This window comes from Salinibacter pepae, from assembly GCF_947077775.1.
Taxonomy (GTDB): Bacteria; Bacteroidota; Rhodothermia; order Rhodothermales; family Salinibacteraceae; genus Salinibacter; species Salinibacter pepae.
On sequence record NZ_CAMTTE010000001.1, the window covers coordinates 3,186,501 to 3,210,048 of the forward strand.

The following is a 23,548-nucleotide window of genomic DNA, read 5'->3' on the forward strand; positions in this document are numbered from 1 at the left end:
CCCCCGGTCGTACCGTTCGCGGGGCCTGAAGTCCCAATCCGTCTTCAATGAAGGCCACGCGGGGATCATCTGATCCCTCCCAAAGTTGCTTACCACGCTTTTGCTTTCTGGGGCATAAAAGAGTGGACAATGAGCGTGGCGTCGTGTCTTCCGGGGGCCCCATTGCATCCTCAGCACGTCGCAAACTGATCTCAGACCCCAGGCCGAAGACCCTCTGTCTCGAAAGGCCCCTGCCCCCTGGCCCCGGGACGTAACGCAGAAGAAACCCATGCGCGCTGAACCACGCACTTGCCCTTCGCAATTCGGGGACGTACCCATGGCGGCGATGCCGAACACATTCGTCATTGGGGCGGCCAAGTCGGGGACGACCTCGCTGTACGACTACCTACGGCAACACCCGGATGTGTTCATGAGTCCGGTGAAGGAGCCGTGCTACTTTGCGTACAGGGAGAACCCCCCCGAGATGGCCGGGCCAGGAGACCGAGAGGCGAACCGAGAGTCCGGGGTTGTCTACACGATGAACGAGTACGAGGCCCTGTTTTCAGGCGCGAGGGGGGAGGCCATTGTGGGGGAAGCCTCGCCCGTGTACCTCTACGACCAGGATGCGCCGCGCCTCCTGCACGAGCAGTGTCCGGGCGCCTCGCTCATCGCGATCCTCCGCAACCCCATCGTGCGGGCCCACTCCCACTACCTCCAGTTGGTCCAGAGCGGCCGCGAACCGCTGGACCGCTTCGAGGCCGCCCTCGACGCGGAGGATGAGCGGGTGGCTGCAGGATGGGAATGGTCGTGGCACTACCGGCGCATGGGGCTCTACGGCCGGCAACTGGCGCGGTATCTGGACTACTTCGACCGTGACCAACTGCACATTTACCGCTTTGACGAGCTCACGACGAATCCTGCGGGCTTCGCCAAGACCGTGTACCGGATGCTCGGCGTAGACCCGTCCTTTACGCCCGACACCGGGGTTCGGCGCCGCGCCACGGGGGTGCCTCAGTTCGACTGGCTGCACCGGTTTATCGGGACCCCGGACCACTTCCTGCGGCGGTGGTCGCGCCTCGTGCTTCCGGAGGCCGTGCGCGACCGGATCCTCATGGCGGTGCGGAACGCGAACCTGCAAAAGCCGCCCCTGCCGGACGCCGCCCGGGCTCGCCTGGTGGACGCGTACCGCGACGACGTGCGCCGGCTAGAGGCGCTGCTTGACCGTTCCTTTTCTGACTGGCTAACTACGGACGACGACCGAATCGCTGATGACGGATGATCGACCGGAAGGAGGCAACGGCACCGGGCCCGGCCGACCGCTGAGGGTGCTCGGCTGGCCGGGATTCTCGAGCGAGAACGGCAACCCGTATACCCGCCTGCTCTATGAGGCGATGGAGACGGAGGCACGAGTGGACGTGGATGGGTTCTCGATGTTTGAACCCCTCCAGCGCCGCTACGACATCTGGCACGTGCACTGGCCGGAAGACTTTCTGAGCTACCGGTCGCCAGGGGCGGCCTACTTCTACGTCGCGGCGGAGTTGCTTCTCTTTGCGTGGGCCCGGCTCTGGGGCACCCGGCTCGTGTGGACGGTCCACGACCTCGGTCCGCACGAGTCGTACCACCCGCAGCTGGAGCGTCTCTTCTGGCCGCTCTTTCTCCCGATGGTGGACGGCATCATCAGCCTCAGTGAGACAGCCCGGGAGGCGGCCTACGACCGCTTCCCTGTGCTCCGGTCCGTCCCGAGCGCGATCGTGCCGCACGGCCACTACCGCACGGCCTATCCGGAACCCGTCGCCAAAGCGGAGGCTCGGCGCCAGTCTGACCTCGACCCGGCGGCCCCGGTGATGCTGTTCGTGGGGCGCATTCGGCCGTACAAAAACGTCGTGTCCCTGATTCAAACCTTCCGGCAGTGGAAACGGTCGGCGGCGCGTCTCGTGGTCGCCGGGAATCCCGTTTCCGACGATCTGGGCGGGCGCGTCCAGGCGGCGGCCGAGGCGGACGCCCGTGTCCGCACGGCCCTCCGGTTCATCGAAGAAGACGAGATGCCGGCCCTTATCGCAGGCGCCGATCTCGTCGTCCTCCCCTACGAGTCCATCATGCACTCGGGCTCGGCACTGCTTGCCTTGTCGTACGACCGACCGATCCTTGTTCCAGACCGCGGTGCCATGACGGAACTGCGAGCGCGGGTGGGGCGGGACTGGGTCCGGACCTACACGGGCGAGCTCACCCCATCGGCGCTGGCTGAGAGCATGGCGTGGGCCCGGACGACCGAGCGGGCGGCACGAGCGCCCGTGGACGACCTCGACTGGCCCCGGCTGTCCCGCCAGACCGTCGCGCTCTATCGTCGCGTCCTGGAGGCCCATGACTGAGTCGCGCGCTCCCCGGCATCCGGTGTTCGTGGTCGGCATGCCGCGCTCGGGCACCACGCTGCTCAGCAGCCTGCTCGACGCGCATCCCGACCTCGTGATCGCTCCGGAGACGCACTACTTCGCGCGGTGCTGGTCCGGAGGGGAAATCGACGGCTGGGCCGACGTGGAGCGGATGCTTGCCCGACTCAACCAGCAGCCGGGCGTGCACGACATGGCACTCGCCGATGACGAGTGGGCTGCCATTCGCAGCCGGCTCCGCGCCCTGGAGGCCCCCACTCACGGGGACATTCTCCGTGCCCTGATTGAGACGTACACTGCGCGCTCAGAGGCCCCGGCATGGGGGGAGAAGACCCCGGACCATCTCCGGCACGTCCCCGAAATGGCGCGCCAGTTTCCCAATGCCGTCTTCCTGGCCATCATTCGCGACCCCCGGGACGTGGTGCTTTCACTGCGGAATCTGCCGTGGAGCCGACGCACGGCGCCGGAGCAGGCGTGGACGTGGCGCACCTACGCGGCCCTCGTGGACCGTTATCGGACCCACCGCAAGGGCCGATTTTTTGCGCTTCGGTACGAAGACCTGATCGTACATCCCGAGGCTTGCCTCCGAGACGTGTGCGCCTTCTTAGAAACCCCGTTCCACGAGGCGATGCTCCAACCCCGTCAGCAAGAAGACCAGCACTTTGATCCCGACCGGGAGCCTTGGAAGCAAAAAAGTGCTCGCGAGATTGATGCCTCCAACCGAGAAAAATGGCGTGCGCAAATGCCGGAGGCGGAGCGGGTGGTCGTGGAGGTCATTGCGGGGCGGTGGCTCTCCGCTTACGACTACTCCCGGCCCCGCGTCAGATGGCGGCCCGCCCTGATTGGACGGATCTTGCAGCGCCTTGGCAGGGCGGCGCTCCAGCGAGGCCGGCGCGCCCTCCGCAAGATCCGCTCAGGCCGGGTGTTCAGCAACGACGCAGCGCCGCGGTGGACGAAAGAGTAGACCGGGTCCACCACACACATGAGGAGCCCCGCCGGCCAGTCCCCCACTGCCTTCTAAAGAGCGTCTTGGTTGCCTTCCATTTTCGAAAATCCCTACTACGTCTGGTCAATACAGGGACGCTGTGGGGCTTCATTCACTTTCTAAAACCGGTCCCCCGCCGCACTCCTCGTCGCGGACGCAAACGAGAACGTCCCCATGTGGGCTGAACCCTTCGTGGGGGCCCTCCGTTAGGTGTAGGCTATTTACGCCATCTCGCCCACGGGAGCCCTGGAGGCGCCGCATGCTCGACGACGTACTTGCGCTGATCCGAGAGCACGATCGGTTTTTCATTACCACTCATCTTGGTCCGGACGGGGACGCCGTTGGGTCCCAGCTGGCCCTCGGGCGCTTTCTGGAGAAAATGGGAAAGTCCGTCGCGATGGTCAATGCCGACGAGGTGGACTACAACCTCGACTGGATGCCCGGCGCCGGGGACATCGCCGTCTTCGATGGATCGTTGGGGCAGCACGAGGCGCTGGCGGAGGCGGAGGTGGCCTTCGTGCTCGATACCAACGACGAAGAGCGCATCGGCAAGGTCGGGTCCCTCGTGCGGGACGCCACCGCGATGACGGTCCTCGTCGATCATCACCTGGAGCCGGAGCACTGGTTCGACGTGTTCTTCGTTCGGGAGGAGGCCGCCGCCACCGGCGAACTGGTCTACGAAATCATCGACGGCCTCGCGCCGGACCTGATCGACGAGGGAATTGCCACGGCCCTCTACACGGCCATCATGACGGACACCGGCTCCTTCCGCTACAGCAGCGTGACGCCGGCGCTGCACCGGAGCGTGGCGGACATTCTGGAGCGGGGGGGCATCGGCCCCGCGCCGATCCACGAAACCATCTACGACCGAAAATCGATGCCGGGCCTTCGCCTGCTCGGGCGCATGCTGAACCGCATCCGCCTCCGCTACAACGGCCAGCTTGGCTACTCGGTAGTCACGCAGCGAATGGTCGAGGACACGGGGGCGAGCTGGGACGACAAGCAGGGCTTCGTCAACTACGTCCTGTCGATCGAGGACGTGAAAACCGCACTGCTCTTCTCGGAAACGGACGATGGGGCCAAGATTAGCTTCCGATCGGAAGCCGACGTGCGCGTCGACCAGTGGGCCCGTCACTTCGGCGGGGGCGGGCACCGCAATGCGGCCGGGGCGTACGTCAAACGCCCGACCTTCGAGAAAACCATTGAGACCGTCATCGACGCGGCGTCGGACTACATTGCCTTCGACGCCCGCTATGCCCCAGACGACGACCTCTCCCCGGAGGACCAGTCCTATCTGGAAACCCTCCTGGACGACCCCTCCGACGCGACGTGACGCGTCGGGGCCGTTGGCGCTGTGAATCGCACCGAAACCCTGTGCCCCGACGGGTGACGTTGGCCGTGCGTGGCGATTAACGTATTGGCGGACGGCCGCCGCATGGCCCGGCGCCCGTCGACGAAGACCGAGACCGCGGGCCCCCCGCTCCGGCTCGGCCTCCGCTCGCTGCTGTCTTCAACGTGTCCTTTCGAACCGACCCGACGCCCCGATGCACATTCAGCGCCCCACCTTTCAACGCCCCGAACCGCCGGCGCCGAACGGCGCCCCCACGCGCCTCGCCATCACCCTGGGCGACCCGAACGGAATCGGGCCCGAGGTGGTGCTGAAGAGCCTGCACGACCCCAGCCTGATGCCGTCCATGACCCCGGTCCTGATTGGGTCGGCGCACGTGCTGCGGGTGCACGCCGACGTGCTCGGCTTCTCGGACCTCGACATTCACATCGTGGACGAGGTGCCGGAGGCGGTGCCCCACGGAGACGTGGCGGTGCTCGACGTGGCCGAGGACCCGGAGCCCCCCGTCATGTTCGGCTCCAGCACGGCAGAGGGGGGGCGCCTGGCGATGCGGGCGGTAGAACGGGCCGTGGAGGCCTGCCAGGCCGGCACCGTCGACGCGATGGTGACCGCGCCCATTTCCAAGGACGCAGTGCGACAGGGCGGGTACGACGTGCCGGGCCACACCGAGTTTTTGGCGGCCAGGACGAACAGCCCGCAGCCGACGATGATGATGGTGGCCGGGGGGCTGCGGGTGGGGCTCGTAACGAGTCACACTGCCCTGTCGGAGGTGCCGTCGGCCGTCACCGAGGGGGCCATCCTCGAAAAGCTGCGTGTCATCGACGCGTCCCTGCGCGACGACTTTGCGATCGAGCAGCCCAAGATTGCGGTCTTCGGGCTGAATCCGCACGCGGGAGAGGCCGGCGCCTTCGGCCAAGAAGAGGAAGAGGTCATCGCCCCCGCCCTGCGGGCCGCGCGGCAGGAAGGGTTTCGGGTCGAGGGGCCCATGGCGGCGGATGGGTTCTTTGGGACGCAGCTCGACGCCGACCACGACGCGGCGCTGGCGATGTACCACGACCAGGGCCTCGTGCCCTTCAAGGCCCTTGCGTTCGATCACGGCGTCAACTACACGGCGGGGCTGCCCATCGTGCGAACCTCCCCGGATCACGGAACGGCCTACGGCATCGCGGGCAAGGGAATGGCCCTGCCGGGCAGCATGCGAAACGCCATGGAGCTGGCCGTGGCCATTGCCCGTCATCGTCACCAGCAGGCCACGCCCACGACGTAGCCCCAGGCCTGTGGGGGCTCCCTTGCGGTGGTGCACCGAGGGCCCTGTCCGTCGGGGGCGTCTCCGCCTGACAGGAAAGGAAGGGGGTTGACCCTTCCCGCCTGGACCCCGATCCTGTAGGCTCCTCTGCCCGGCCTGATTTTCCTGTCCGTGATTGACTTCCGCGACGTATCCATCTCGTTCTCCCTCCCGAACGGTGATCAACGTTCGGTTCTAGACGAGGTCTCCTTCCACATCGATCAGTCGCAGAAGACCTACCTGGTGGGCCCCACGGGCAGCGGCAAGAGCACAATTCTGCGCCTGCTTTATATGGACCTGTTTCCCGATTCCGGGGTGGTCCAGATCGGGGACCACCGGTCCGACCAGATTGAGCGGGACGCCATTCCGTACCTCCGGCGCTCGCTCGGGGTGGTCTTTCAGGACTTCCAACTCCTCCCGGACCGGACGGCGTACGAGAACGTCGCCTTTGCCCTCCACGCCACCGGCACGTCCGCCTCAGAGGTGCAGAGCCGGGTAACGAAGGTGCTGGGGCGGGTGGGCCTCAGTCACAAGCACCGCAGCTATCCCCACGAGCTGTCCGGGGGCGAGCAGCAGCGCGTCGTCATCGCGCGGGCGATCGCCAACGACCCCTGGGTCCTTCTGGCCGACGAGCCCACGGGGAACCTGGACCCGTCCGTGGCCGACGAGATTCACGAGCTGTTGCTGGACCTCCACAAGCAGGGAATGACCCTCTTCGTGGCCACCCACGACCACCGGCTCGTGAAGTCGTACTCGGCCCGAACCCTCGCGATGATGAACCGCCAGGTGGTGGAGATTGACCCAGAGACGCTCTAGCTCGTCCCGGGCACGGACCTGAGCGTCAGAACGACGAACAGGCAGTGGCGTTGCAGTACCCATCTGCGCCGCACAACTCCCGATCCGGCGTGCGCATGGTGTATCCACCCCGATGCTCCCCCTTACGGTGTCGCGTGCGTTCCCATGAGTGTCGTCTCTGCACTTCTTCGCTTCAACAGCCGTGTCTTTGACGCTTTCGAGGGGTGGTGGGAGGGCGAAGGGGCCCGCCGCGTGGTGGCCCAGGTGCTCGTCGGGGGGTTTTTGATCGCCCTCGTGGCGATTGAGCTGAGCCGGATGGGCCTGTTGCCCGACTCGGTGGGGCGTGCGGTGTCTACCAATCACTTCAGGGCCATCGACGTCGCGTTCACCCTTTTCCTCGTGGTGGAGCTCGTCGGGCTCGTTGTCGGCCTCGCCACAAGCGTGGCCGACACGGCGGGGAAGCAGTTTGAGGTGTTTTCGCTCATTCTGCTCCGCCGCTCCTTCAAGGAGCTTGTGAAGTTCGAGCAGGAGCCCATTCGGTGGAGCATGGAGGCGGGGCGGGAGGCGGTGCAGTACCTCGTCGTGGACGCCACGGCGGCCCTGGCCATCTTCGTCATCCTCGGCGTCTTCTACAAGGTGCAGGTGCACCAGCCGATTACCGAGTCGGAGGGGGAGCAGGAATTCTTCGTCCGACAGAAGAAGCTGGTGGCGAATGGACTGCTCCTCATCCTGGCCGGCCTCTCGGTGTACGCTGTGACGGCCCCGCTCCTCGGTGGAGCGGCCATTCCCTTCTTCAACACCTTCTACACGGTGCTTATCTTCAGCGACATCCTCATTGTCCTGATGTCGCTGCGCCACAGCGTGACGTACCACGTGGTGTTTCGCAATTCCGGATTCGCCGCGGCGACGGTCATGATTCGCCTCGCCCTGTCGGGGCCCCGCTACCTGGGGGCGGCACTGGGCGTGGGCGCGGCCCTCTTCAACCTGGGGGTCGCGGCGGCCTACTACTACGTGACCCCGGCGGCGCAGGCCTCGGCCCAACGCAACCAGGAGCAGACGTCCGTCGACGACACGTCGCCGACGGGTCCGGCCGACCCCGAGGACCAGCCCGTTGCGGCGGACCCCGCCGAGCCCGAATCCACGCCGGGCGTGTAGGGGGCCGTCGTGCCACTCGCCCAGGGGACCAAGGCCTTCACCGCACGGGGGGCGACGTCCGCTAATTGGCACCTAGCATCCATTGCCGAAGCCCTTCGGGCCCCAGCTCGTTGTACATCGTCTGGATCCGGGCCACGCCGTCGTCTGTGATGTGGGCACGGAGAATTTTCTCGATCATTGTGGCCAGTGCAGGCGGCATCTTCTGCTCAACATCAACCTCGAGGGTCCGCTCTCCTTGGTTCAGGGTGCGAAAGGCGAGCGGGGCCGCGGCCGCCGTGGCGGTCTCGGAGGGCAGGTGATCGGATAAAATCTCCTGGACCACTGTCGCCGGGGAGCGGGCGTTCTGGTCCTGTGCCGTCCCCATCAATGCCTCCAATTCCGCTCGCACCTCCTCCGACAGCTGAAGGTCGTGAAGCCCATTCGTTTTCAGGTGGGTGTGAAGGCGTTGCGCCAGGCGTTCCGCCTCCTTTTCGTTCGGGATGTGGGTGAGTGTCCAACCGCGCAGCCAGTCCTGCGCCGTCGGCGTCCTGGAGGATTCCATGTCGGTGCGTGTCGGGTCGGTTCGTTGGAAGAACGCGCGGCGTTCGGGAGCCCCCATCCACGCGCCCCCTCTCGGCTCGGGACGGGCGTGCGACGCGCAGGTTGTCGTCTGAACCCAGCAAAAGACGAACAACAGATGCGCCGAGAACCTCAGTTTCCGTTTAGAATGTGGTCAAATCCCTAACAAGGACCATTCCACCAGGGGGATGACTCGGCGAGGGCCGCCAAAGCGCACTGCGGTGGGCTTTGAGACAACAGGCCAGGGGGAGGTGGGGTGGGCTACTCTGATGTGTAAGAGGCGAGTGCACATGCGGAAGGCGGTACGAGGCCCCCACCAGGCGGACGGGTCCAAAAACGGGCGGATCTTTGTTAACAAAATATTAAATTAAGGAGAAGTGTTGACAAACACGCACTCACCTCCAATTTTAGAACATGCTAAGATCATTCAACGGGGGCCGTAAGAAAGGCGATGCCCTCAAAACGGGGAGTAGGAGGGGCTTGGGGGCACCGCAGCGCAGTCCAACGGCTGTGGGGGCCCTCGTCTCAATCTGTCGGGGGCAGACGCGTATCGTCCCCGATCCGGAGGGCGCAGTGTCCCATGATCCGCCTGTCCGCGCCCCCTGCGTTGGCCATCGAATCGGTAGAGCAGAGACATGTCCGATCGCGTGGTTGCCCAGGTGAGTCTCCAGTCCGCCGAGGGGTCGTCTGTGTTGGACGCCGACGAGCCCATTACGTCGGACACTGTAGACGACTACCGGGCCGGAACGAATGCGATTGAGGGCGCGAAGGAGGCGCTCCGCGGCCTCGGGTTTGACGTTGTTCAGGCCAGTGAGGTGGGGCTTTCCATCTCGGGGGACAAGGACCGATTCGAAGAGGTGTTTGACACCACGCTGAAGGCGCGCTCCGAATCTGCCGACGCGGAGCCGGGCGATCGCCAAGCGTACGAGGCAGCGGAGCCGGTTCAGGTGCCGGACGCGCTTGCGGCCTTCGTGGACGAGATCACCTTCCCCGTTCCCCCTGAGTTTCATTAGCTCGCTCGATGCACACCCGACGTTCACCCTCAATGACCTTGTTCATCACACACCAGAACGATCATGTCTGACGCCGAAGCAGATCAGGAAATCGTCACCATCATCTCAACCACATCCAAGGGAGGACGCTCCCTTTTCGAAACCGAAGAGCCCGTCACAGGAGCGAATGTTGACGAGTACAACTCGGACCCGGACGTTACGGAGGAGGCCGAGCGTGAACTCCGAGAATTGGGATTTCGCATTTTGGACGTGGGCCCAGCAACCATCTCGGTCGGGGGCTCGGCCGAGCAGTTCCAGGATGTTTTTGGGGTGGCCCTTGAGGGCAAGAAAAAGGAAGTGTTCGACGGCGAAGAAGCGGAGTACGTTGATGTCGAAGAGGAGGGCGAAGAAATGGCCGGGGCGCTGGGCGACTGGGCGGAGGGCGTCACCCCGGTCGTTCCCCCCGAGTTCCACACGGAGAGTCCCCTCTCGCCCATCGCGGAACCGCACTCGGACGCGTACCACTACTTCACGGTGCCCGACGAGGTTGCCACGATCCTCCGCGCCACGCGGGTACACCGCAACGGCATCACCGGGTCGAAGGTCGAGGTGGCAATGCCGGACACCGGATTCTACGAGCACGAATTTTACGAGCGGCGGGGCTACCGCACGCGCTCAACGATACTCGGGCCCGGGGCCAGTAACCCGTCGCAGGACAACTACGGGCACGGCACCGGGGAGGCGGCCAACATTTTTGCGGCCGCCCCAGACGCCCAGCTCATCCCGGTAAAGATGGGGAACGACGCGGTCGGGGCGTTCAACAAGGCCTGCAATCAGAGTCCAGACATCATCACAAACAGCTGGGGCTGGTCCGTTGACAGGCCGGGCACGTCGTGGAGCGACATCCGAAGCCGCAGCCGCTCCCTGTACAACACGCTGAAGGCGATGGAGGCCGCGATCGCCAACGCCGTAAACAACGGCATTGTCGTGTGCTTCTCCGCGGGAAATGGTCCAAACGGGTACGGTTTTCCGGCGAGCCACCCCGACGTCATTGCCGTGGGGGGCGTCCACGTAAACTATCCGGACCTGGACCTTGAGGCCTCCAGCTACGCGGCCAGCTTCGACAGCAGTTTGTACGCGGGGCGGCAGGTGCCGGACCTCTGCGGGATGGTCGGGGACGACGTATCGTCCCTGCCCGCTCCGCTCCTCATGCTGCCCGTGCCGCCGGGAAGCCGGCTCGACACCTCGTCGACCGGGGCCGCAGACGACAGCTGGGGCCTCTTCAGCGGAACGTCGGCCGCAGCCCCGCAGGTGGCGGGGGTGGTGGCCCTGATGCTGGAAAAGAACAGCTCCCTCAGCCCCTCCGAGGTGAAGAAGAAACTCGTCAACCAGGCCGCCAAGGACGTGACCAAGGGCCAGAGTGCAATGGGCGACTCGGCGGGGCCGGGCGACGACGCGGCAACCGGCGCGGGCATGGTCGACGCCAAGTGGGCCTGGGTCGTGTCCATGGGCGACACGATGGCCCGCTTCTTCGAGGCGACCCCAGAGAGGCGCGAACGGCTCATCGAGGAAGACGCCGTTCCGGAAATTGACGGGGAGTTTGTGGAGGACATGATGCAGACCCTCCGTTCGCGGTCGTAGCGGTCCGCCGCCGCTCGACACCGGCACTGTCGAGTGTGGGGGCCGACCCCGTGCCTCCGCTTCTCGCAGTGAATCTGTACCGGCCGAGGGGGCCCGTGCCGCACACCGGGCAGCCAACCGACGAACGTAGGAACCAGAACGGTCGGTTGGCGGCGTCGCCTGTGTGGGCACGGGCCTCTCCGGCGTGTCTGAGTCCCGTTCCCCGCGCTTCTAGGCTCGTTTCCCGACTCGCTGACGGCGTCTCGGCACGCCGGAGGGGGGAAGGAATCCACGTCCGCGGAGAGATTGGGGGCCGCTCTTCCGTACGAGTGCGGTAGATTCGTCTCGAACAGCGCTCCCTACGCCTCGTCTGAGAAGTCGCGGTGGCCGAAGTAGTGCAGGACGTACTTAATTTTGGACGCCTTCGCCGGGCCAAAGCCGGGCAGGTCCTGCAGGCGCTTCTCGACGCGAGAGAGGTCGGCACCGTCGTTCCACAGGTTTGCGGCGTTGCCGTCGTACTCGTCCGCGACCTGGGCGGCCACCTTCTGGGTGTTCTCCGCCATCTTGTTGACGAAGCGGTGGACGGCGGGCGACTCAGAGAAGTGCTCCTGGAACGGCTCGAAGTCCATCTCGGCGATCGCCTCCATGTCGAGGTGGCCAAGGCGGTCTTTGAGGCGGAGCGGGCCGGTAAAGGCCGACTCGGCGCGGACGCGCTGGTCGTAGAGCAGGCCGAGGAGGGCGGCGTTCGGGTCGTCGCGCAGACGGTCGTCGTCTTCGATCTCGCCGGTGAGGGTGCCTTCCTCCTTGAACCGGTCCATCATGCGGACGAGGCCGCCGGAGAGGTCGCTGTAGTCGATGTGGGTAATCTCAACTGCCATTTCCAAGGTGTGGGGGTCGAGGATGGAGGGATGAGGGTGTGGGGGGAACGTACACAGGGGGACAGCGAATTTGAAGCGTGCCCCCTGAAATTCGTCATTCTTCCAGCCAGCGGGCCACCTCCTCCGCGAAGTAGGTCAGAATGACGTCGGCCCCGGCGCGGCGGATGCCGGTGAGGGCCTCTAGTGCGCACTTCTTTTCGTCGAGCCAGCCGTTCTGGGCGGCGGCCTTGATCATGGCGTACTCGCCGCTCACGTTGTACGCGGCGACCGGCACGTCGCTGTGCTGATGTACGCGGTGGATGACATCGAGATAGGGAAGCGCGGGCTTCACCATCACCATGTCGGCCCCTTCGTCGAGGTCGAGCATGAGCTCGCGGACGGCCTCCTCGCCGTTGGCCGGGTCCATCTGGTAGGTGTCCTTGTTCTCAGGAATGTCCGTGCTCGGGGCCTCCGCCCTGTCCTCCGGCGCCGAGTCGAGGGCGTCGCGGAACGGGCCGTAGTAGTTCGACGAGTACTTGGCGGTGTAGGACAGGATCGCGGCGTCGGCGTGGCCGGCGTCGTCGAGGGCGGCGCGGAGGGCGCCCACGCGCCCGTCCATCATGTCGGAGGGGGCGATGATGTCGGCCCCGGCCTCGGCGTGGAGCACCGCCATTTCACGCATCACCTGAATGGTCGCGTCGTTGTCGATGTGGCCGTCGCGCACGATCCCGTCGTGCCCGTCGCTGTTGTAGGGATCGAGGGCCGTGTCGGTGATGACCATCAGGTCCGGCACGGCGTCCTTGAGGGCCCGGATCGCGTTTGGGTAGAGGTGATCGGGGTCGAGGGCGTGCTCCGCGTCCGGCGTCTTCAGATGATCGGGGAGGGCCGGGAACAGGGCCACCGCCGGAATGCCGAGGGCATGCAGCGTCTCTGCGTGGTCGACGAGCCGGTCGATCGTGTGACGGTACGTGTCCGGCATCGACGGGACTTCTTCCCGCTGATTGTCCCCCGCCATCACAAATAGGGGCGCAATGAGGTCGTCCGTCGACAGCCGCGTCTCCCGCGCCATGCGGCGGATGTTTTTCGTCGATCGGAGTCGCCTCGGTCGGATGGGGATCTCGTAGTCGGAAGAAGAACTCATGGCCGCAGGAGTGGTGCGTGAATCGTGCGACGTGATGCGGGACGCGTGAGGGGCGACGGGGAGTGAAATCTCTTTCCCGCCTCACGGGTCACGTTGTATTCGTCCCCGTTCCTCATTCCAGCTCTACCGTTCGGCGCCATTCCGTGCCCTCTGGGCGGTCCATGACCTCGATGCCCAGCGCCTCCAGCGTGTCGCGGATGGCGTCGGCGCGGGCGTATTCCCCGTCGGCGCGTGCGGCCTCCCGGTCCTCCAGAAGGGTATCGATGGAGTCGGAGAGGTGAGCGGGGGCCAACCCGTTTTCGGAGCCCGCGTCGGTGTGCTGGTCCGCCTCGGGCTCGACGACGCCGAGGAGCGCATTCGTGCGGTCGAGCCAATTGCGGGCGCTTTGGGCCGTCGCCCCATTGAGGCGATCCGTCTGCTCGATGGCCTTCACGCCCTCCAGGGCGGCGGCCGTGGCGGCGGGGGTGTTGAGGTCGTCGCACATCGCCTTAAGGGTGCGGTCGTAGATGGGGCCGAGCCGGCCGCCCAATTCGTCAGGGCCGTCGGCGTCCGCCGCCAGGGCCGCGTCGACGCGGTCCGCTGCGTCCTGGTACCGGCGAACGTGGCGGGCCGCCGTGTGGAGGGTATCGAGGGTAAAGTTGAACGGCTTGCGGTATTGGCCCTGCATTAGGGCGTAGCGGAGGGCCAGTGGATCGACGCCCCCCTGCTCCCGAACCGAGTCCGGAACGTGGTCGTCGTCCGGGCCGGGGGCGATGAGGTCGCGGACGGTGTAGAAATTGCCCTTCGACTTCGACATCTTCTCGCCCTCCACCTGCAGGAAGCGGGTGTGCACCCAGTAGTTGACAACCTGGTGCCCGGCGAGGGATTGGTTCTGGGCAATCTCACACTCGTGGTGTGGAAAGATCAGGTCCTCGCCGCCGGTGTGGAGGTCGAAGCGGTCGCCGAGGTACTGCATGCCCATTACCGAGCACTCGATGTGCCAGCCGGGGTAGCCCCAGCCCCAGGGGCTGTGCCAGTGCATGAGGTGCTGCGGGTCGTGCTTCCACAGGGCAAAGTCGCGCGGGTCGCGCTTGTCAGGGTCCTCCACCACGTCGCGCTCGGTGGCCTGTAGCTGTTGGGCCTCCGTGTTGCCGCTGAGGTGCCCGTAGTCCTCGACGCTCTCGACGGAAAAGTAGACGCCCTGATCGGTCGTGTAGGCGTGCTCCTTCTCGACGAGCTCGATGACGGCCTCCAGCTGGTCCGTGACGTGCTCGGTGGCGCGGGGGCGCACCTCCGGCTCGCGCAGGTTCAGCGCGCCCCAGTCCTCCAGAAACGCCTCCGTGTAGTGGCGCGCCAGGTCGTAGATGTTGGCGAAGCGCTCGCCTTCCCGCTCCAGGGCCCGTTGCATCTTGTCCTCGCCCCCCGGGTCCACGAGATCGTCCTGCGTGAGGTGCCCGACGTCCGTGATGTTGCTCACGTTGGTCACGTCCCACCCGATTGCCTCGGCGGTGCGCCGGATGAGGTCGGCCGTCAGAAACGACCGGAAGTTGCCGATGTGGGCGTACATGTACACCGTGGGCCCACAACTGTAGAAGCGGAGGTGCTCCTCCTCGATTGGCTCGACCGGCTCGGTCTCGTGCGTCAGCGTGTTGTAGAGGCGGAACGTGGGCGACGGCATGTGCGAGTGGACGGGCGGCGGGGTGAGAGGAGGTTGTGACTGGGCAGACCGTTCGGCTGTACCTCGTGCCTCGTGGATTGTGCCGTGACTTCCCCGTGGACCGAAGACGAGCCGGACGGGAACGTGTGGGAGTGGGACGAGGGGACAGGGTCGTTCCAATCATTCCGTGGCGTCCATATCGTCGGCGCCCCACCGATCGGCCGCGTCGCGGAGCGCCTGCAGGTCGTCCCAGTAGTGGGCGATCGTGCGACGGCCATTCTCGCTCAGCGACACGGTCGTCACGGGCGTCTTGTCCGCAAACGACTTGTCCACGTCCACCAGGCCCGCCTCTTCGAGCCGCGACAGGTGGCTTGAGAGGTTGCCCCGCGTGAGGCCCGTCAGGCGCTGTAGGAACGTGAAGTCGGCCTGCCCGCACGACGACAGGGCCGTGAGGATTGACAGCCGCGCGGGCTCGTGGATGAGCTTGTCCAGTTCGGCGAGACGCTCAAACGGCACGTCGGAGCCCGAATCACGCATCGGCGCTCACCTCCGGGTCGTCCATCGGGCCGAGGGTGCCGACGAGAAGGCGATGGTTGTAGAGCCCGACCCCGAGGATGACGGCCCCGAGGAGCCCGCAGTTCACGGCCTGCACCAGGACCATATTGGGCGTCATCAGAGGGAGGAGAGTGACCAGGAAGAGGAGAACGCCCGTTGCCGCGTACGTCCAGCGGAGACGAGGGGGCGGTGCCGGTAGGCTCGCAACAATTAGCACCCACCCTGGGAAAAACACGAGGAAATGGTTGTCGCCGAGGGGGGTGTGCAGGGGAATGGAAAACGTGACGAGTGCAATCCAGCAGAGGGCTCCCGTCAAGAGGGGGATGAAAGTCCATGCCGACCACACATCCCCAAGGGAACTCCCGTGTCCCCCTCGGCCTCGGACCCGCCCATACGCACTCTCGTAGCGTCGGTGCATGTACCACATCCATGGGGACGTGAGAACGAGGAGGGCAGGCGCTCCGAGGGGCGCTCCATCAATCAGGATCTGGGGACGCACCAGCAGACCCCCGAGCACGCCGAGAAGAAGCAGTCCCCCTGCAGGCGCGTAGCAGAGCCCCTTCAATTGATGATAGAACTGAGTAAAGAACCGGACCGAGTCGGGAGAGCGAGGCGGGCCCGACGCGCGTGCTCCTGCGGAAGACATCGGACGAGGAGAGGCCTGTTGGGGAAGCCGACTCGTTTGCACGGCAAACAACCGCTGGAGAAGAGTTTGCTCGGAGTGGTTGATGTTCCGGGCAAACCTGTTTGCATCGCAAACCCAGCACGGTCGCCGTGGGGCCGACCGGATGGGAAAAAATGCAAGCAGCCTCATTGCCGCTCTTCTGTGGCCTTCGGTCGGCCGTCCGCGGCCGGATGCTCCTCTCCGAACCACCGCGGGGGGTCGTAGCCGTGTCCGCCCCACGGGTGGCAGCGAAGAAGCCGGTGGATGGCGAGCACGAGGCCCTTCAGCGCGCCGTACTCCCGAAACGCCTGGATCGCATAGGCCGAGCACGTCGGGTGAAAGCGGCAGGTGCGCCCCAGGTGCGGGGAGAGCACGAGCTGGTACAGGCGCACCAGCCCAATCAAGAGCAGGCGCGGGAGGCGGGCCAGGAGGGAAAGGGCGCGGCGCATTGAGGAAGAAAGGTTGTTCATGCCACGGGTAAAACAGCAGGCCTGGAGACAGGTTCGAACGATCAACCTCATACTTCTTTCCTGCCTCGAACCTGCCGTCTCCCGCAATGAGCGACCCGCTTCTCGACGCTGCCGACTTCACCGACGACGGCCTGATCCCCGCGATCGTGCAGGACGCCGAGACCGACCAGGTGCTCATGATGGCGTACATGACGGCCGACACCCTTCAGGAAACCCTCGACACCGGCCGGATGGTGTACTGGAGCCGCTCGCGACAAGAGCGATGGGTGAAGGGGCAGACGAGTGGCCACACCCAGACGGTCGAAGAGGCCCGCCTCGACTGCGACGGCGACACGTTGCTCTTTCGGGTACACCAGGAGGGCGGGGCCTGTCACACCGGCTTCCAGTCGTGCTTTCACCGCCGCGCCGCCGCCGACGGGTGGACGACCGATGGCGAGAAGGTGTTCGATCCGGACGCGGTGTACGAGTAGGCCTACGACGACGAAGCCGTTACGGGCGACGAGGGGGCGGTGGCGTAGCTCGCGCCCAGCAAGGCCGTCAGGGTGATGGGCCACACCAGGATGGGAAACGTGGCGGGCGAGAGGTACAGGTTGCCGATGGCGCTCCCCAGGCCCGCGGCCACGGCCGCGAACACGCCGGCCCCCGTCGTGCGCGGCCACAAGACCAGAAAGGCGAGGGGCAGCCCGAGCGTCGCCCCGAGGCCCACGAAGGCGAACTCAATAATGTCGAAGATCGTCCCGGGCCGCCAGTAGGCCAGGCCGACCCCGAGCAGGGCCATCACGCCCACGATTCCACGTCCGAGGCGGATCATGCGGGCCGGGAGCACGCGGTCGGCGAGTTGCGTCTCGTAGAGGCGGGTCAGGTCCGCCGCGGTGACGAGCATCATCGAGTCGGAGGTGGACAGGACGGCCCCGATGATGCCGGCCAGCAGCAAGCCCGCGAACCAGTCGGGGAAGAGTTGCACCATCATCTCCATCGCCGCCGACTCGGGGTCGTTCATTGAGCCGTAGAGCACCCGGCCCGCCATCCCGATGAAGAGCGGGACCGTGAGGCGGAGGGCCTGAAAGGCCAGCGCGATGACCGAGGCACGGCTCAGCAGGCGCTCGGACCGGATGGCCTGGAACCGCATGAGTCCGTGCGGCTGGCCGAGGGCGCCGAGGGCGAACGCCAGCCAGGAGCCAACCGAGAGCGCGAGGGCGGTGCCGGTCTGCCCCGCCGTCATCGACAGGAGCGTCGGGTCCGCGGCCCGCACCGCCGTCACGAACGCGCCCCAGCCCCCAATTTCCGCGATGGCGACGAGCGGGAGCGCGAGGGCCGCCAGAATCACGAGCAGCCCCTGCACGAAGTCGGTCCAGACCGACGCGTCGAAGCCGCCGAGCGCCGTGTAGAGGGCGACGGCCAGGCCCCCAGCCCCCACCGACACTGAATAGTTGAGGCCGAGGCCCGTCTCCATGGCCTCCCCCACCGCGATGATCTGCGCGCCGATGTACGACGCCATGAACACCACCACCGCGAGCGTGGCCGTCCACCGGATCCACGGGCCCCACGGGGAGTCGCGGAAGACGAGCGCCAGGTGGTCGACCACCGTCTGGCTGTCGAGCGCCTCCGACTGTCGCCGAAAGGTCGGGGCCACGTAGCGGTACAAGAAGAGAACGACCACGAGCATCGCCATCGAGAACCAGAGCCCGTGGAGGCCTGTGGTGAACCCGACCCCGACCCACGCGAAAAACGTCCAGCCGCTCGCCACCGAGGCCACCTCCGAGAGGGCCAGGGGCCAGGTGCCCACGTCACGGCCCGCGAGCATGTAGTCGGTGAGGCGCCGGGTTTCGGTGCGGAGGAAGAAGTAGATCCCGATCCCTACGAGGACGAGGAGGTAGAGCCCGAACGTCAGTGAGAGGCCGATTGACATGGGACGCTAGGACGCTGAGGAGCGATGACCAAGGATCGTCACGTATCCATCCCCCCGCTTTGCATCGACGCGGCACAGGGCGTAGGCGAGAAGGGGAAGGGTCCCAACGAACGCGAGGGCCGCGGCTGTGCCCAGTGGAAGGCCGAACAGGGTCATGCGACGAGCGGTCTACAGGGGCGTGAGTGAGAGGGGCCGTGCAGGGCCGAGAGGGACTACTCGTCCAGGTCTCCGGGGATCTCGTCCGGAATGGTCCAGCGGTACACGGTATCCCCGTCCAGGTCGACCGTCCGGTCCGGGGCCCACCGTCCCATGTCGAAGTCGTGGGACACCACCGGCGTGCCGGGGGACAGCTGCTCAAACAGGATGGGGCGAAGCTTCTGGTTGACCGAGGGGAGCAGGTACAGCGTTACCACCGTCGCCTCGCTGATGTCGGCCTCGAAGAGGTCCCCCTGCCGGAACTCGACGAGATCGGCCACGCCGGCCTCCTCGGCGTTCTTGCGGGCCTTCTTCACGAGGTCGGGGTCGATCTCAATGCCGACGCCCCGCGCCCCATGCGTCTGCGCCGCACGGATCACGATGCGCCCGTCTCCGCTTCCGAGGTCGTAGATGACATCCGTCTCGTCCACGTCGGCCAGCTCCAGCATACGGTCGACGACCGGCTTGGGGGTCGGTACGTAGGGCACGTCCGACTCCTGTTCGGGCGGCATCTTCAGGCCCGGAATTGTCGTCTCTGCGGTGGTGTCCGTCTGCTGGGCGTATCCGGGCCGAGGCCCGTGGCCCAGCAGGAGGCCGAGGGCGAGCAAAGCGACCGGGAGGAATTGGAGGCGGGACATGGGGCGTTGAGTGTGAATGGGGAGGAGGACGCGAGCGAGAGTGGAGGGGGCTCAGGAGGAGGCCTCCTGAGAGCGGGCCGTCCGCAGGGCCAGCAGGGGAATGCCGGCCAGCAGCACCCCGACGCCCAGCAGGGCGCCGGTGCCGGCGTAGGCCACGCTGGACCAAAGCATGTACAGACAGGCCGCGCAGAAGAGCAGCGGAACGGCCGGGTACAGCGGCACCCGGAAGGGCCGATCCGTCTCGGGCTCGATCCGGCGGAGAACGAAGAGGGCCGCGCCGGCCAGCCCGAAAAACAGCCAGAACACCGGCGCCGTGTAGTCTACCATCGCCTCGAACCCCTGCCGAGTCCAGGCGCCCACGCCCACCAGCCCGAGCGCGACGGCCCCCTGGACGAAGAGGGCGTTGGCGGGGGTCTCGGTGTCGGCGTCCCAGCGGCCCAGGAAGCGAAAAAAGCGAACGTCCCGGCCGAGTGCGAAGCTGGTTCGGGCCCCGGTGAAGATGGTCGCATTTGTGGAGCTGAGGGCCGCCGCCACGACCAGCAGGCTGATGAGCTTCGCCCCCGGCTCGCCGAGGGCCGCGCGCATCAGGTCCGCCGCGACGACCTCCGAGCCCGCCATGCCGGCGAGGCCGAGCCCCTGCAGGTAGGCCCAGTTCACCAGCAGGTAGAGTCCCGTAATCAGGCCGAGGCTCCCGAGCAGCCCCCGCGTCATGTCGTGGCGAAGGTCGCGGACCTCGGCGGAGAGGTAGGCCGCCTCGTTCCACCCGCCGTACGTGAGGAGCACAAAGACCATGGCCATGCCGAAGCTCCCGCCCCCGCCTTCCGAGGCCCCCGTGGCGGCCGCCTGCCCGGCCGACTCGGGCACGAGAAAGAGGCCCGCCCCGATGAGGACGAGCAGGCCCACGATCGTGGCGACGGTAAGGCCCCGCTGTACGTGTTTTCCCTGCCGCACCCCAAGCGCGTTGATCAGCGTGAGCCCGGCGACGGCCAGGGCGGCGTAAATGGACGGCGAGTACGCCCCGATCGGCCACAGCTCGGTGGCGTAGTCGCCAAACACAAACGCCAGCAGGGCGATGGAGCCGGTCTGGATCACCACGAGGCGGGCCCATGCGAAGAGGAACGCCAGCCAGTCCCCGAAGGCGCGCCGAAAGTAAAAATAGTCCCCGCCCGCGTGGGGATAGGCCGTGGTTAGTTCCGCGTAGCAGAGCGCCCCCACAATCGACACGCCGCCGCCCAACGTCCAGGCAAGCAGGGCGGCCCAGCCGCTGCCGGTATTTCCGGCCACGAGAGCGGGGGTCTCGAAGACGCTGGCCCCAATGACCACCCCGACGGTCAGGGCCACGACGTCCACAGTCGAGAGGCTAGAAGCCAGTCGCGCCTGAGAGGGGTCGTTCATGTGGAAAGGCCCGAATGGGAATTGAGAGAACCGCTGTGCCCTGGGGCAACGTATGAAGGGTGGCGGAGCCCGGTCGGGAGCGACGGTTGTGAGGCCTGAGGAGCCTCGGGGCAAAATTCGCGATCTCTACACGGATACGGCCAGGGGACGTTCGCCGTGAGGAGCGTCTCGGTTTGGGAGGGGCCAAACGGATGGCCGGTAGTGAAAACGTCGGTGGGGGCTTGCCTTGCGCACCAGCAGTCTCTTGTCTTGTCCAGCCGAACGATGTCTTACGACTGGCGCCGCGTACTTGCACTTTCGGGAAAGGCCCTCGGGGCGATTCTGTTCTGTGAGGCGGTCGGGCTGTTGGCCGCGTGGGTCACCCAGACCTCCGTCACGACCTGGTACCCGACCCTCGCCAAGCCGGGCTTTACCCCGCCCAACTGGGTGTTTGCCCCGGCCTGGACGACGCTCTACGCCCTCATGGGCGTCGCCGCGTTCCTGGTGTGGCGTTGCGGCCCGGATCGGGCCCGGGTCCGGACGGCCCTCACGGCGTTCGGGCTTCAGCTTGCCGCCAACGCCGGGTGGTCGTTCGCCTTCTTCGGGGCCCGGTCGCCCGCCCTCGGGCTCGTCGTGATTCTGGGGCTGTGGGGACTGCTGGCCTGGACGATGGACCGCTTTTTCCGCGTCCGTCCGGTGGCGGGGTGGCTGCTCGTGCCGTACCTCGCGTGGGTGACGTACGCCCTTGCGCTCAACGCGGCCATCTGGGGCCTGAACTGACGGGGGCGGGGCGAGGGCGTCTATGCAGAAGTGGGCACACTCCGTGCCGTCGAGGCCTGGGGCGAATCGTCCCCGTCGGCGGTGCGCTCCTCGGCCCAGTCGGCCAGGGCGCGGAGCTGGCCGGCAAACAGGGGGCCGTGTACCCAGCGGGCGAGGGACCAGTACAGCGTCCCGGTCAGCCCCTTGGGTTCGAAGAAGAGGGTCTGCGTAATGCGGCTGCGGGCGTTGGCGTCCTCGTGGGGGGAGACCTTGAACTGCAGCCAGGCACGGCCCGGGAGCCGCATCTCCGCCCGCAGGCGGAGCAGCTGATTGTCCTCGCGCGTCTCGACCCGCCAAAAGTCGACCGTGTCGCCGACGCGGAGGGCATCGGGGTCTCGCCGTCCGTAGCGGAAGCCGACCCCGCCGACGAGTTGATCGATCCAGCCACGCAGGCGCCAGAGGGCGTCCCCGTACAGCCATCCGGTGTCGCCGCCCAGTTGTTCGATGGTGTCAAAGACGAGGGCGGGCGGGGCGTCCACGTCCACGGCGCGTTCCTCGCGGTACAGGCCCTCGCTGAGTTCCAGGCGGGTCGAGGGCGCCTCGTCGGGCACCGAGGAGACGGCGCTGTTCCAGACGGTCGGGATGGTCCCCGTTTCCGCCCGCCGCAGGGCAAGCCGCAACGCCGCCTCGAACGAGATGGGCTCGACGTCCGGGAAGAGGGAGTGCGCCTTTTCGGGGTCCTCCACGACCACCTCGTTGTCGAGGCCTTCGATGAGCGGACGGGCAATGCTGTTCGAGACCGGGGTAACGAGCCCGATCCAGTGTGAAGAGAGCCGAGGGGTCAAGAACGGCACGTTGACGACCCACCGGTTGAGGCCGCGCACCTCGGCGTAGATCTGGAACATCTCGGCGTAGGTAAACACGTCGGAGCCCCCAATCTCGACGATCTCCCCCGCACTGTCCGGCTGCTGAAGCGCCGCCACCAGATACTGCAACACGTTCCGGATGGCGATGGGCTGGGTCGGGGTGTGCACCCACCGGGGGCAGATCATGAGGGGCACCCGTTCGGTCAGGTACCGCACCAGCTCAAACGACAGGCTTCCCGACCCGACAATCTGGGCGGCGCGGAACTCCGTGACGGGCACCGCCCCGTCCCGCAGCACCTTGCCCGTCTCGATGCGGCTCTGGAGGTGCTTCGACTGTCGCTCCCCTTTCGGACGCATGCCGCCGAGGTAGACGATCCGTTGCACGCCGGCCGCCGCGGCGGCACGCCGGATGTTGGTCGCGGCGCGTCGGTCCTTGTCTTCGAACGCATCCTCACCGGCCCCAAGCGAGTGGATGAGGTAGTACACGGCGTCCACGTCCTCCATGGCGGGCGGCACGGTATCGGCCTCTAGGGCGTCGCCCACCGCCACCTCCACGTCGTCGCTCCAGGGCTGGGCCTGGAGCCGTTCGGCACTTCGCACGAAGCACCGCACCGCGTATCCTTCACGGAGCAGGCAGGGAACGAGGCGGCCGCCCACGTATCCGGTGGCGCCGGTCACAAGTACGGTCGAGGAGGAGGGGGACATGGAGGAAGCAAAGTATGGGGTCCGTGGCACGGCTCCTTACACGGACGAGGAGGAAAATAGGTTACGAATGCGTGCGAAGCCGGATTGTCACAACGGATGTCCCATTACGAGAATGTTTCACCTCGAGACGGAAACCAGAGATCCCTTGTGGACTTCCATGTGGGTGAACCTCGAACAGGTGCGAGCCCCGAGGTCAGTTTCTCCTATACACATCCAAAAACGAACCCGCACGCAGTTATGGCTGAAGTAGATGACACCAAAACATGGCCGGAGCTCGCCATCGGTCTGTACGACAAGCTCACGGGTCGAGGCGCCCAGATCACCTACGAGTTTGAGGACTTCGACCTTCAGGTGCCCAGCAAGGTTGGTGGCGACGCCCGGCATGCTCACTGGAATATGGACGGGACCCTAAAGATTCGGACGAAAGACAACGAATCGTAAACCAGTTTCCAACGCGCTTCCACTTCCGTGTCGGCGCGGCGGGGGCGTGCATGCGCCTCTGCCGATGTCACCAGCCCCCGCCGGTGCCGACCTTTGCACGTCGACGCCCTGGCATCTTTGAGGTCGTTCCAAAAGACGCGGCGGGCCCCGACGTCCGACGGGCCCGGACCGCCGGGGGCACGCTGAACCGTAGTACCCCCCTCCCTCCCCCCCGAAAAGCGCCCTCCACTTTTT

General features: G+C 66.3%; 23 protein-coding genes. 12 read left to right on the top strand and 11 right to left on the bottom strand.

The features are described 5' to 3' along the window. Nucleotides 1–325 precede the first annotated feature (325 nt). From OJA40_RS13325 to OJA40_RS13355, 7 genes are all read left to right on the top strand, one after another. Nucleotides 326–1,258 (top strand): sulfotransferase family protein, encoded by a 933-nt coding sequence (locus OJA40_RS13325; protein ID WP_263810894.1) that lies wholly within the window; start codon nt 326–328, stop codon nt 1,256–1,258. After that, nucleotides 1,248–2,348 (top strand): glycosyltransferase family 4 protein, encoded by a 1,101-nt coding sequence (locus OJA40_RS13330; protein ID WP_263810895.1) that lies wholly within the window; start codon nt 1,248–1,250, stop codon nt 2,346–2,348. The genes OJA40_RS13325 and OJA40_RS13330 overlap by 11 nt, the downstream gene beginning before the upstream one ends. Next, on the top strand, nt 2,341–3,330 hold the full coding sequence (locus OJA40_RS13335) for a sulfotransferase family protein (protein WP_263810896.1): 990 nt from the start codon (nt 2,341–2,343) through the stop codon (nt 3,328–3,330). The genes OJA40_RS13330 and OJA40_RS13335 overlap by 8 nt, the downstream gene beginning before the upstream one ends. Before the next feature lie 280 nt (nt 3,331–3,610). Beyond that, entirely contained in the window at nt 3,611–4,684 is a 1,074-nt protein-coding gene (locus OJA40_RS13340) for a DHH family phosphoesterase (protein WP_263810897.1), read from the top strand. A 211-nt stretch (nt 4,685–4,895) separates the two neighbouring features. Then, complete coding sequence (gene pdxA / locus OJA40_RS13345; protein WP_263810898.1) at nt 4,896–5,966, top strand: 4-hydroxythreonine-4-phosphate dehydrogenase PdxA; 1,071 nt, start codon at nt 4,896–4,898, stop codon at nt 5,964–5,966. Nucleotides 5,967–6,116: 150 nt separating this feature from the next. Further along, complete coding sequence (locus OJA40_RS13350; RefSeq protein ID WP_208426236.1) at nt 6,117–6,800, top strand: cell division ATP-binding protein FtsE; 684 nt, start codon at nt 6,117–6,119, stop codon at nt 6,798–6,800. Between the two features lie 144 nt (nt 6,801–6,944). Next, nucleotides 6,945–7,934 (top strand): hypothetical protein, encoded by a 990-nt coding sequence (locus OJA40_RS13355; RefSeq protein WP_263810899.1) that lies wholly within the window; start codon nt 6,945–6,947, stop codon nt 7,932–7,934. 61 nt (nt 7,935–7,995) lie between these two features. Here the strand turns inward: OJA40_RS13355 and OJA40_RS13360 are convergent, their stop codons facing one another. Continuing rightward, the gene (locus tag OJA40_RS13360) at nt 7,996–8,475 is read right to left on the bottom strand and encodes a hypothetical protein (protein WP_263791340.1); all 480 of its coding nucleotides are present in this window, start codon (nt 8,473–8,475) and stop codon (nt 7,996–7,998) included. A gap of 652 nt (nt 8,476–9,127) precedes the next feature. On the opposite strand from OJA40_RS13360, the gene OJA40_RS13365 reads away from it, so the two are divergent. Together OJA40_RS13365 and OJA40_RS13370 are read left to right on the top strand one after the other, a co-directional pair. After that, nucleotides 9,128–9,505 (top strand): hypothetical protein, encoded by a 378-nt coding sequence (locus OJA40_RS13365; RefSeq protein ID WP_263810900.1) that lies wholly within the window; start codon nt 9,128–9,130, stop codon nt 9,503–9,505. A 63-nt stretch (nt 9,506–9,568) separates the two neighbouring features. Further along, on the top strand, nt 9,569–11,125 hold the full coding sequence (locus tag OJA40_RS13370; RefSeq protein WP_263791337.1) for a S8 family serine peptidase: 1,557 nt from the start codon (nt 9,569–9,571) through the stop codon (nt 11,123–11,125). 338 nt (nt 11,126–11,463) lie between these two features. On the opposite strand, the gene OJA40_RS13375 is transcribed toward OJA40_RS13370, so the two are convergent. The 6 genes from OJA40_RS13375 to yidD all read right to left on the bottom strand — a co-directional run bounded on the left by OJA40_RS13375 (nt 11,464) and on the right by yidD (nt 16,427). Further along, the gene (locus OJA40_RS13375) at nt 11,464–11,982 is read right to left on the bottom strand and encodes an HhH-GDP family DNA glycosylase (protein ID WP_208426233.1); all 519 of its coding nucleotides are present in this window, start codon (nt 11,980–11,982) and stop codon (nt 11,464–11,466) included. Nucleotides 11,983–12,076: 94 nt separating this feature from the next. Beyond that, nucleotides 12,077–13,102, bottom strand: a complete 1,026-nt coding sequence (hemB, locus tag OJA40_RS13380) for a porphobilinogen synthase (RefSeq protein WP_208426232.1) — start codon at nt 13,100–13,102, stop codon at nt 12,077–12,079. A 112-nt stretch (nt 13,103–13,214) separates the two neighbouring features. After that, nucleotides 13,215–14,759 (bottom strand): cysteine--tRNA ligase, encoded by a 1,545-nt coding sequence (gene cysS, locus OJA40_RS13385; protein WP_263810902.1) that lies wholly within the window; start codon nt 14,757–14,759, stop codon nt 13,215–13,217. A gap of 159 nt (nt 14,760–14,918) precedes the next feature. Beyond that, nucleotides 14,919–15,275: a transcriptional regulator gene (locus OJA40_RS13390; RefSeq protein ID WP_263810903.1), complete on the bottom strand. Its 357-nt coding sequence runs from the start codon at nt 15,273–15,275 to the stop codon at nt 14,919–14,921. Then, the gene (locus OJA40_RS13395; RefSeq protein ID WP_263809424.1) at nt 15,268–15,411 is read right to left on the bottom strand and encodes a hypothetical protein; all 144 of its coding nucleotides are present in this window, start codon (nt 15,409–15,411) and stop codon (nt 15,268–15,270) included. The genes OJA40_RS13390 and OJA40_RS13395 overlap by 8 nt, the downstream gene beginning before the upstream one ends. A 692-nt stretch (nt 15,412–16,103) precedes the next feature. Next, a complete protein-coding gene (gene yidD / locus OJA40_RS13400; protein ID WP_263810905.1) occupies nt 16,104–16,427 on the bottom strand; it encodes a membrane protein insertion efficiency factor YidD in 324 nt (107 codons plus the stop codon). A gap of 86 nt (nt 16,428–16,513) precedes the next feature. On the opposite strand from yidD, the gene hisI reads away from it, so the two are divergent. Beyond that, entirely contained in the window at nt 16,514–16,897 is a 384-nt protein-coding gene (gene hisI, locus OJA40_RS13405; protein WP_263791326.1) for a phosphoribosyl-AMP cyclohydrolase, read from the top strand. Between the two features lie 2 nt (nt 16,898–16,899). Here the strand turns inward: hisI and OJA40_RS13410 are convergent, their stop codons facing one another. The 3 genes from OJA40_RS13410 to OJA40_RS13420 form a co-directional block, all read right to left on the bottom strand. Continuing rightward, nucleotides 16,900–18,336, bottom strand: a complete 1,437-nt coding sequence (locus OJA40_RS13410) for a sodium/proline symporter (RefSeq protein ID WP_263809428.1) — start codon at nt 18,334–18,336, stop codon at nt 16,900–16,902. A gap of 212 nt (nt 18,337–18,548) precedes the next feature. Next, on the bottom strand, nt 18,549–19,169 hold the full coding sequence (locus tag OJA40_RS13415) for an SAM-dependent methyltransferase (RefSeq protein ID WP_208426227.1): 621 nt from the start codon (nt 19,167–19,169) through the stop codon (nt 18,549–18,551). A gap of 51 nt (nt 19,170–19,220) precedes the next feature. Further along, on the bottom strand, nt 19,221–20,564 hold the full coding sequence (locus OJA40_RS13420) for an APC family permease (RefSeq protein WP_263810907.1): 1,344 nt from the start codon (nt 20,562–20,564) through the stop codon (nt 19,221–19,223). Nucleotides 20,565–20,828: 264 nt separating this feature from the next. On the opposite strand from OJA40_RS13420, the gene OJA40_RS13425 reads away from it, so the two are divergent. Beyond that, on the top strand, nt 20,829–21,323 hold the full coding sequence (locus tag OJA40_RS13425; protein WP_208426225.1) for a TspO/MBR family protein: 495 nt from the start codon (nt 20,829–20,831) through the stop codon (nt 21,321–21,323). Between the two features lie 20 nt (nt 21,324–21,343). On the opposite strand, the gene OJA40_RS13430 is transcribed toward OJA40_RS13425, so the two are convergent. Next, nucleotides 21,344–22,873 (bottom strand): SDR family oxidoreductase, encoded by a 1,530-nt coding sequence (locus OJA40_RS13430; protein WP_208426224.1) that lies wholly within the window; start codon nt 22,871–22,873, stop codon nt 21,344–21,346. Between the two features lie 237 nt (nt 22,874–23,110). On the opposite strand from OJA40_RS13430, the gene OJA40_RS13435 reads away from it, so the two are divergent. Next, nucleotides 23,111–23,314 carry a hypothetical protein gene (locus OJA40_RS13435; protein ID WP_043552131.1) on the top strand — a complete coding sequence of 68 codons (204 nt, stop codon included), beginning with the start codon at nt 23,111–23,113 and terminating at the stop codon, nt 23,312–23,314. Nucleotides 23,315–23,548 lie beyond the last annotated feature (234 nt).

Excerpts from the sequence above, each read along its gene's own strand:
- OJA40_RS13325 (WP_263810894.1), top strand. The coding sequence starts at position 326 with ATGCCGAACACATTCGTCATTGGGGCGGCCAAGTCGGGGACGACCTCG.
- OJA40_RS13330 (WP_263810895.1), top strand. The coding sequence starts at position 1,248 with ATGACGGATGATCGACCGGAAGGAGGCAACGGCACCGGGCCCGGCCGA.
- OJA40_RS13335 (WP_263810896.1), top strand. The coding sequence starts at position 2,341 with ATGACTGAGTCGCGCGCTCCCCGGCATCCGGTGTTCGTGGTCGGCATG.
- OJA40_RS13340 (WP_263810897.1), top strand. The coding sequence starts at position 3,611 with ATGCTCGACGACGTACTTGCGCTGATCCGAGAGCACGATCGGTTTTTC.
- pdxA (WP_263810898.1), top strand. The coding sequence starts at position 4,896 with ATGCACATTCAGCGCCCCACCTTTCAACGCCCCGAACCGCCGGCGCCG.
- OJA40_RS13355 (WP_263810899.1), top strand. The coding sequence starts at position 6,945 with ATGAGTGTCGTCTCTGCACTTCTTCGCTTCAACAGCCGTGTCTTTGAC.
- OJA40_RS13360 (WP_263791340.1), bottom strand. The coding sequence starts at position 8,475 with ATGGAATCCTCCAGGACGCCGACGGCGCAGGACTGGCTGCGCGGTTGG.
- OJA40_RS13365 (WP_263810900.1), top strand. The coding sequence starts at position 9,128 with ATGTCCGATCGCGTGGTTGCCCAGGTGAGTCTCCAGTCCGCCGAGGGG.
- OJA40_RS13370 (WP_263791337.1), top strand. The coding sequence starts at position 9,569 with ATGTCTGACGCCGAAGCAGATCAGGAAATCGTCACCATCATCTCAACC.
- OJA40_RS13375 (WP_208426233.1), bottom strand. The coding sequence starts at position 11,982 with ATGGCAGTTGAGATTACCCACATCGACTACAGCGACCTCTCCGGCGGC.
- hemB (WP_208426232.1), bottom strand. The coding sequence starts at position 13,102 with ATGAGTTCTTCTTCCGACTACGAGATCCCCATCCGACCGAGGCGACTC.
- cysS (WP_263810902.1), bottom strand. The coding sequence starts at position 14,759 with ATGCCGTCGCCCACGTTCCGCCTCTACAACACGCTGACGCACGAGACC.
- OJA40_RS13390 (WP_263810903.1), bottom strand. The coding sequence starts at position 15,275 with ATGCGTGATTCGGGCTCCGACGTGCCGTTTGAGCGTCTCGCCGAACTG.
- OJA40_RS13395 (WP_263809424.1), bottom strand. The coding sequence starts at position 15,411 with ATGACGCCCAATATGGTCCTGGTGCAGGCCGTGAACTGCGGGCTCCTC.
- yidD (WP_263810905.1), bottom strand. The coding sequence starts at position 16,427 with ATGAACAACCTTTCTTCCTCAATGCGCCGCGCCCTTTCCCTCCTGGCC.
- hisI (WP_263791326.1), top strand. The coding sequence starts at position 16,514 with ATGAGCGACCCGCTTCTCGACGCTGCCGACTTCACCGACGACGGCCTG.
- OJA40_RS13410 (WP_263809428.1), bottom strand. The coding sequence starts at position 18,336 with ATGTCAATCGGCCTCTCACTGACGTTCGGGCTCTACCTCCTCGTCCTC.
- OJA40_RS13415 (WP_208426227.1), bottom strand. The coding sequence starts at position 19,169 with ATGTCCCGCCTCCAATTCCTCCCGGTCGCTTTGCTCGCCCTCGGCCTC.
- OJA40_RS13420 (WP_263810907.1), bottom strand. The coding sequence starts at position 20,564 with ATGAACGACCCCTCTCAGGCGCGACTGGCTTCTAGCCTCTCGACTGTG.
- OJA40_RS13425 (WP_208426225.1), top strand. The coding sequence starts at position 20,829 with ATGTCTTACGACTGGCGCCGCGTACTTGCACTTTCGGGAAAGGCCCTC.
- OJA40_RS13430 (WP_208426224.1), bottom strand. The coding sequence starts at position 22,873 with ATGTCCCCCTCCTCCTCGACCGTACTTGTGACCGGCGCCACCGGATAC.
- OJA40_RS13435 (WP_043552131.1), top strand. The coding sequence starts at position 23,111 with ATGGCTGAAGTAGATGACACCAAAACATGGCCGGAGCTCGCCATCGGT.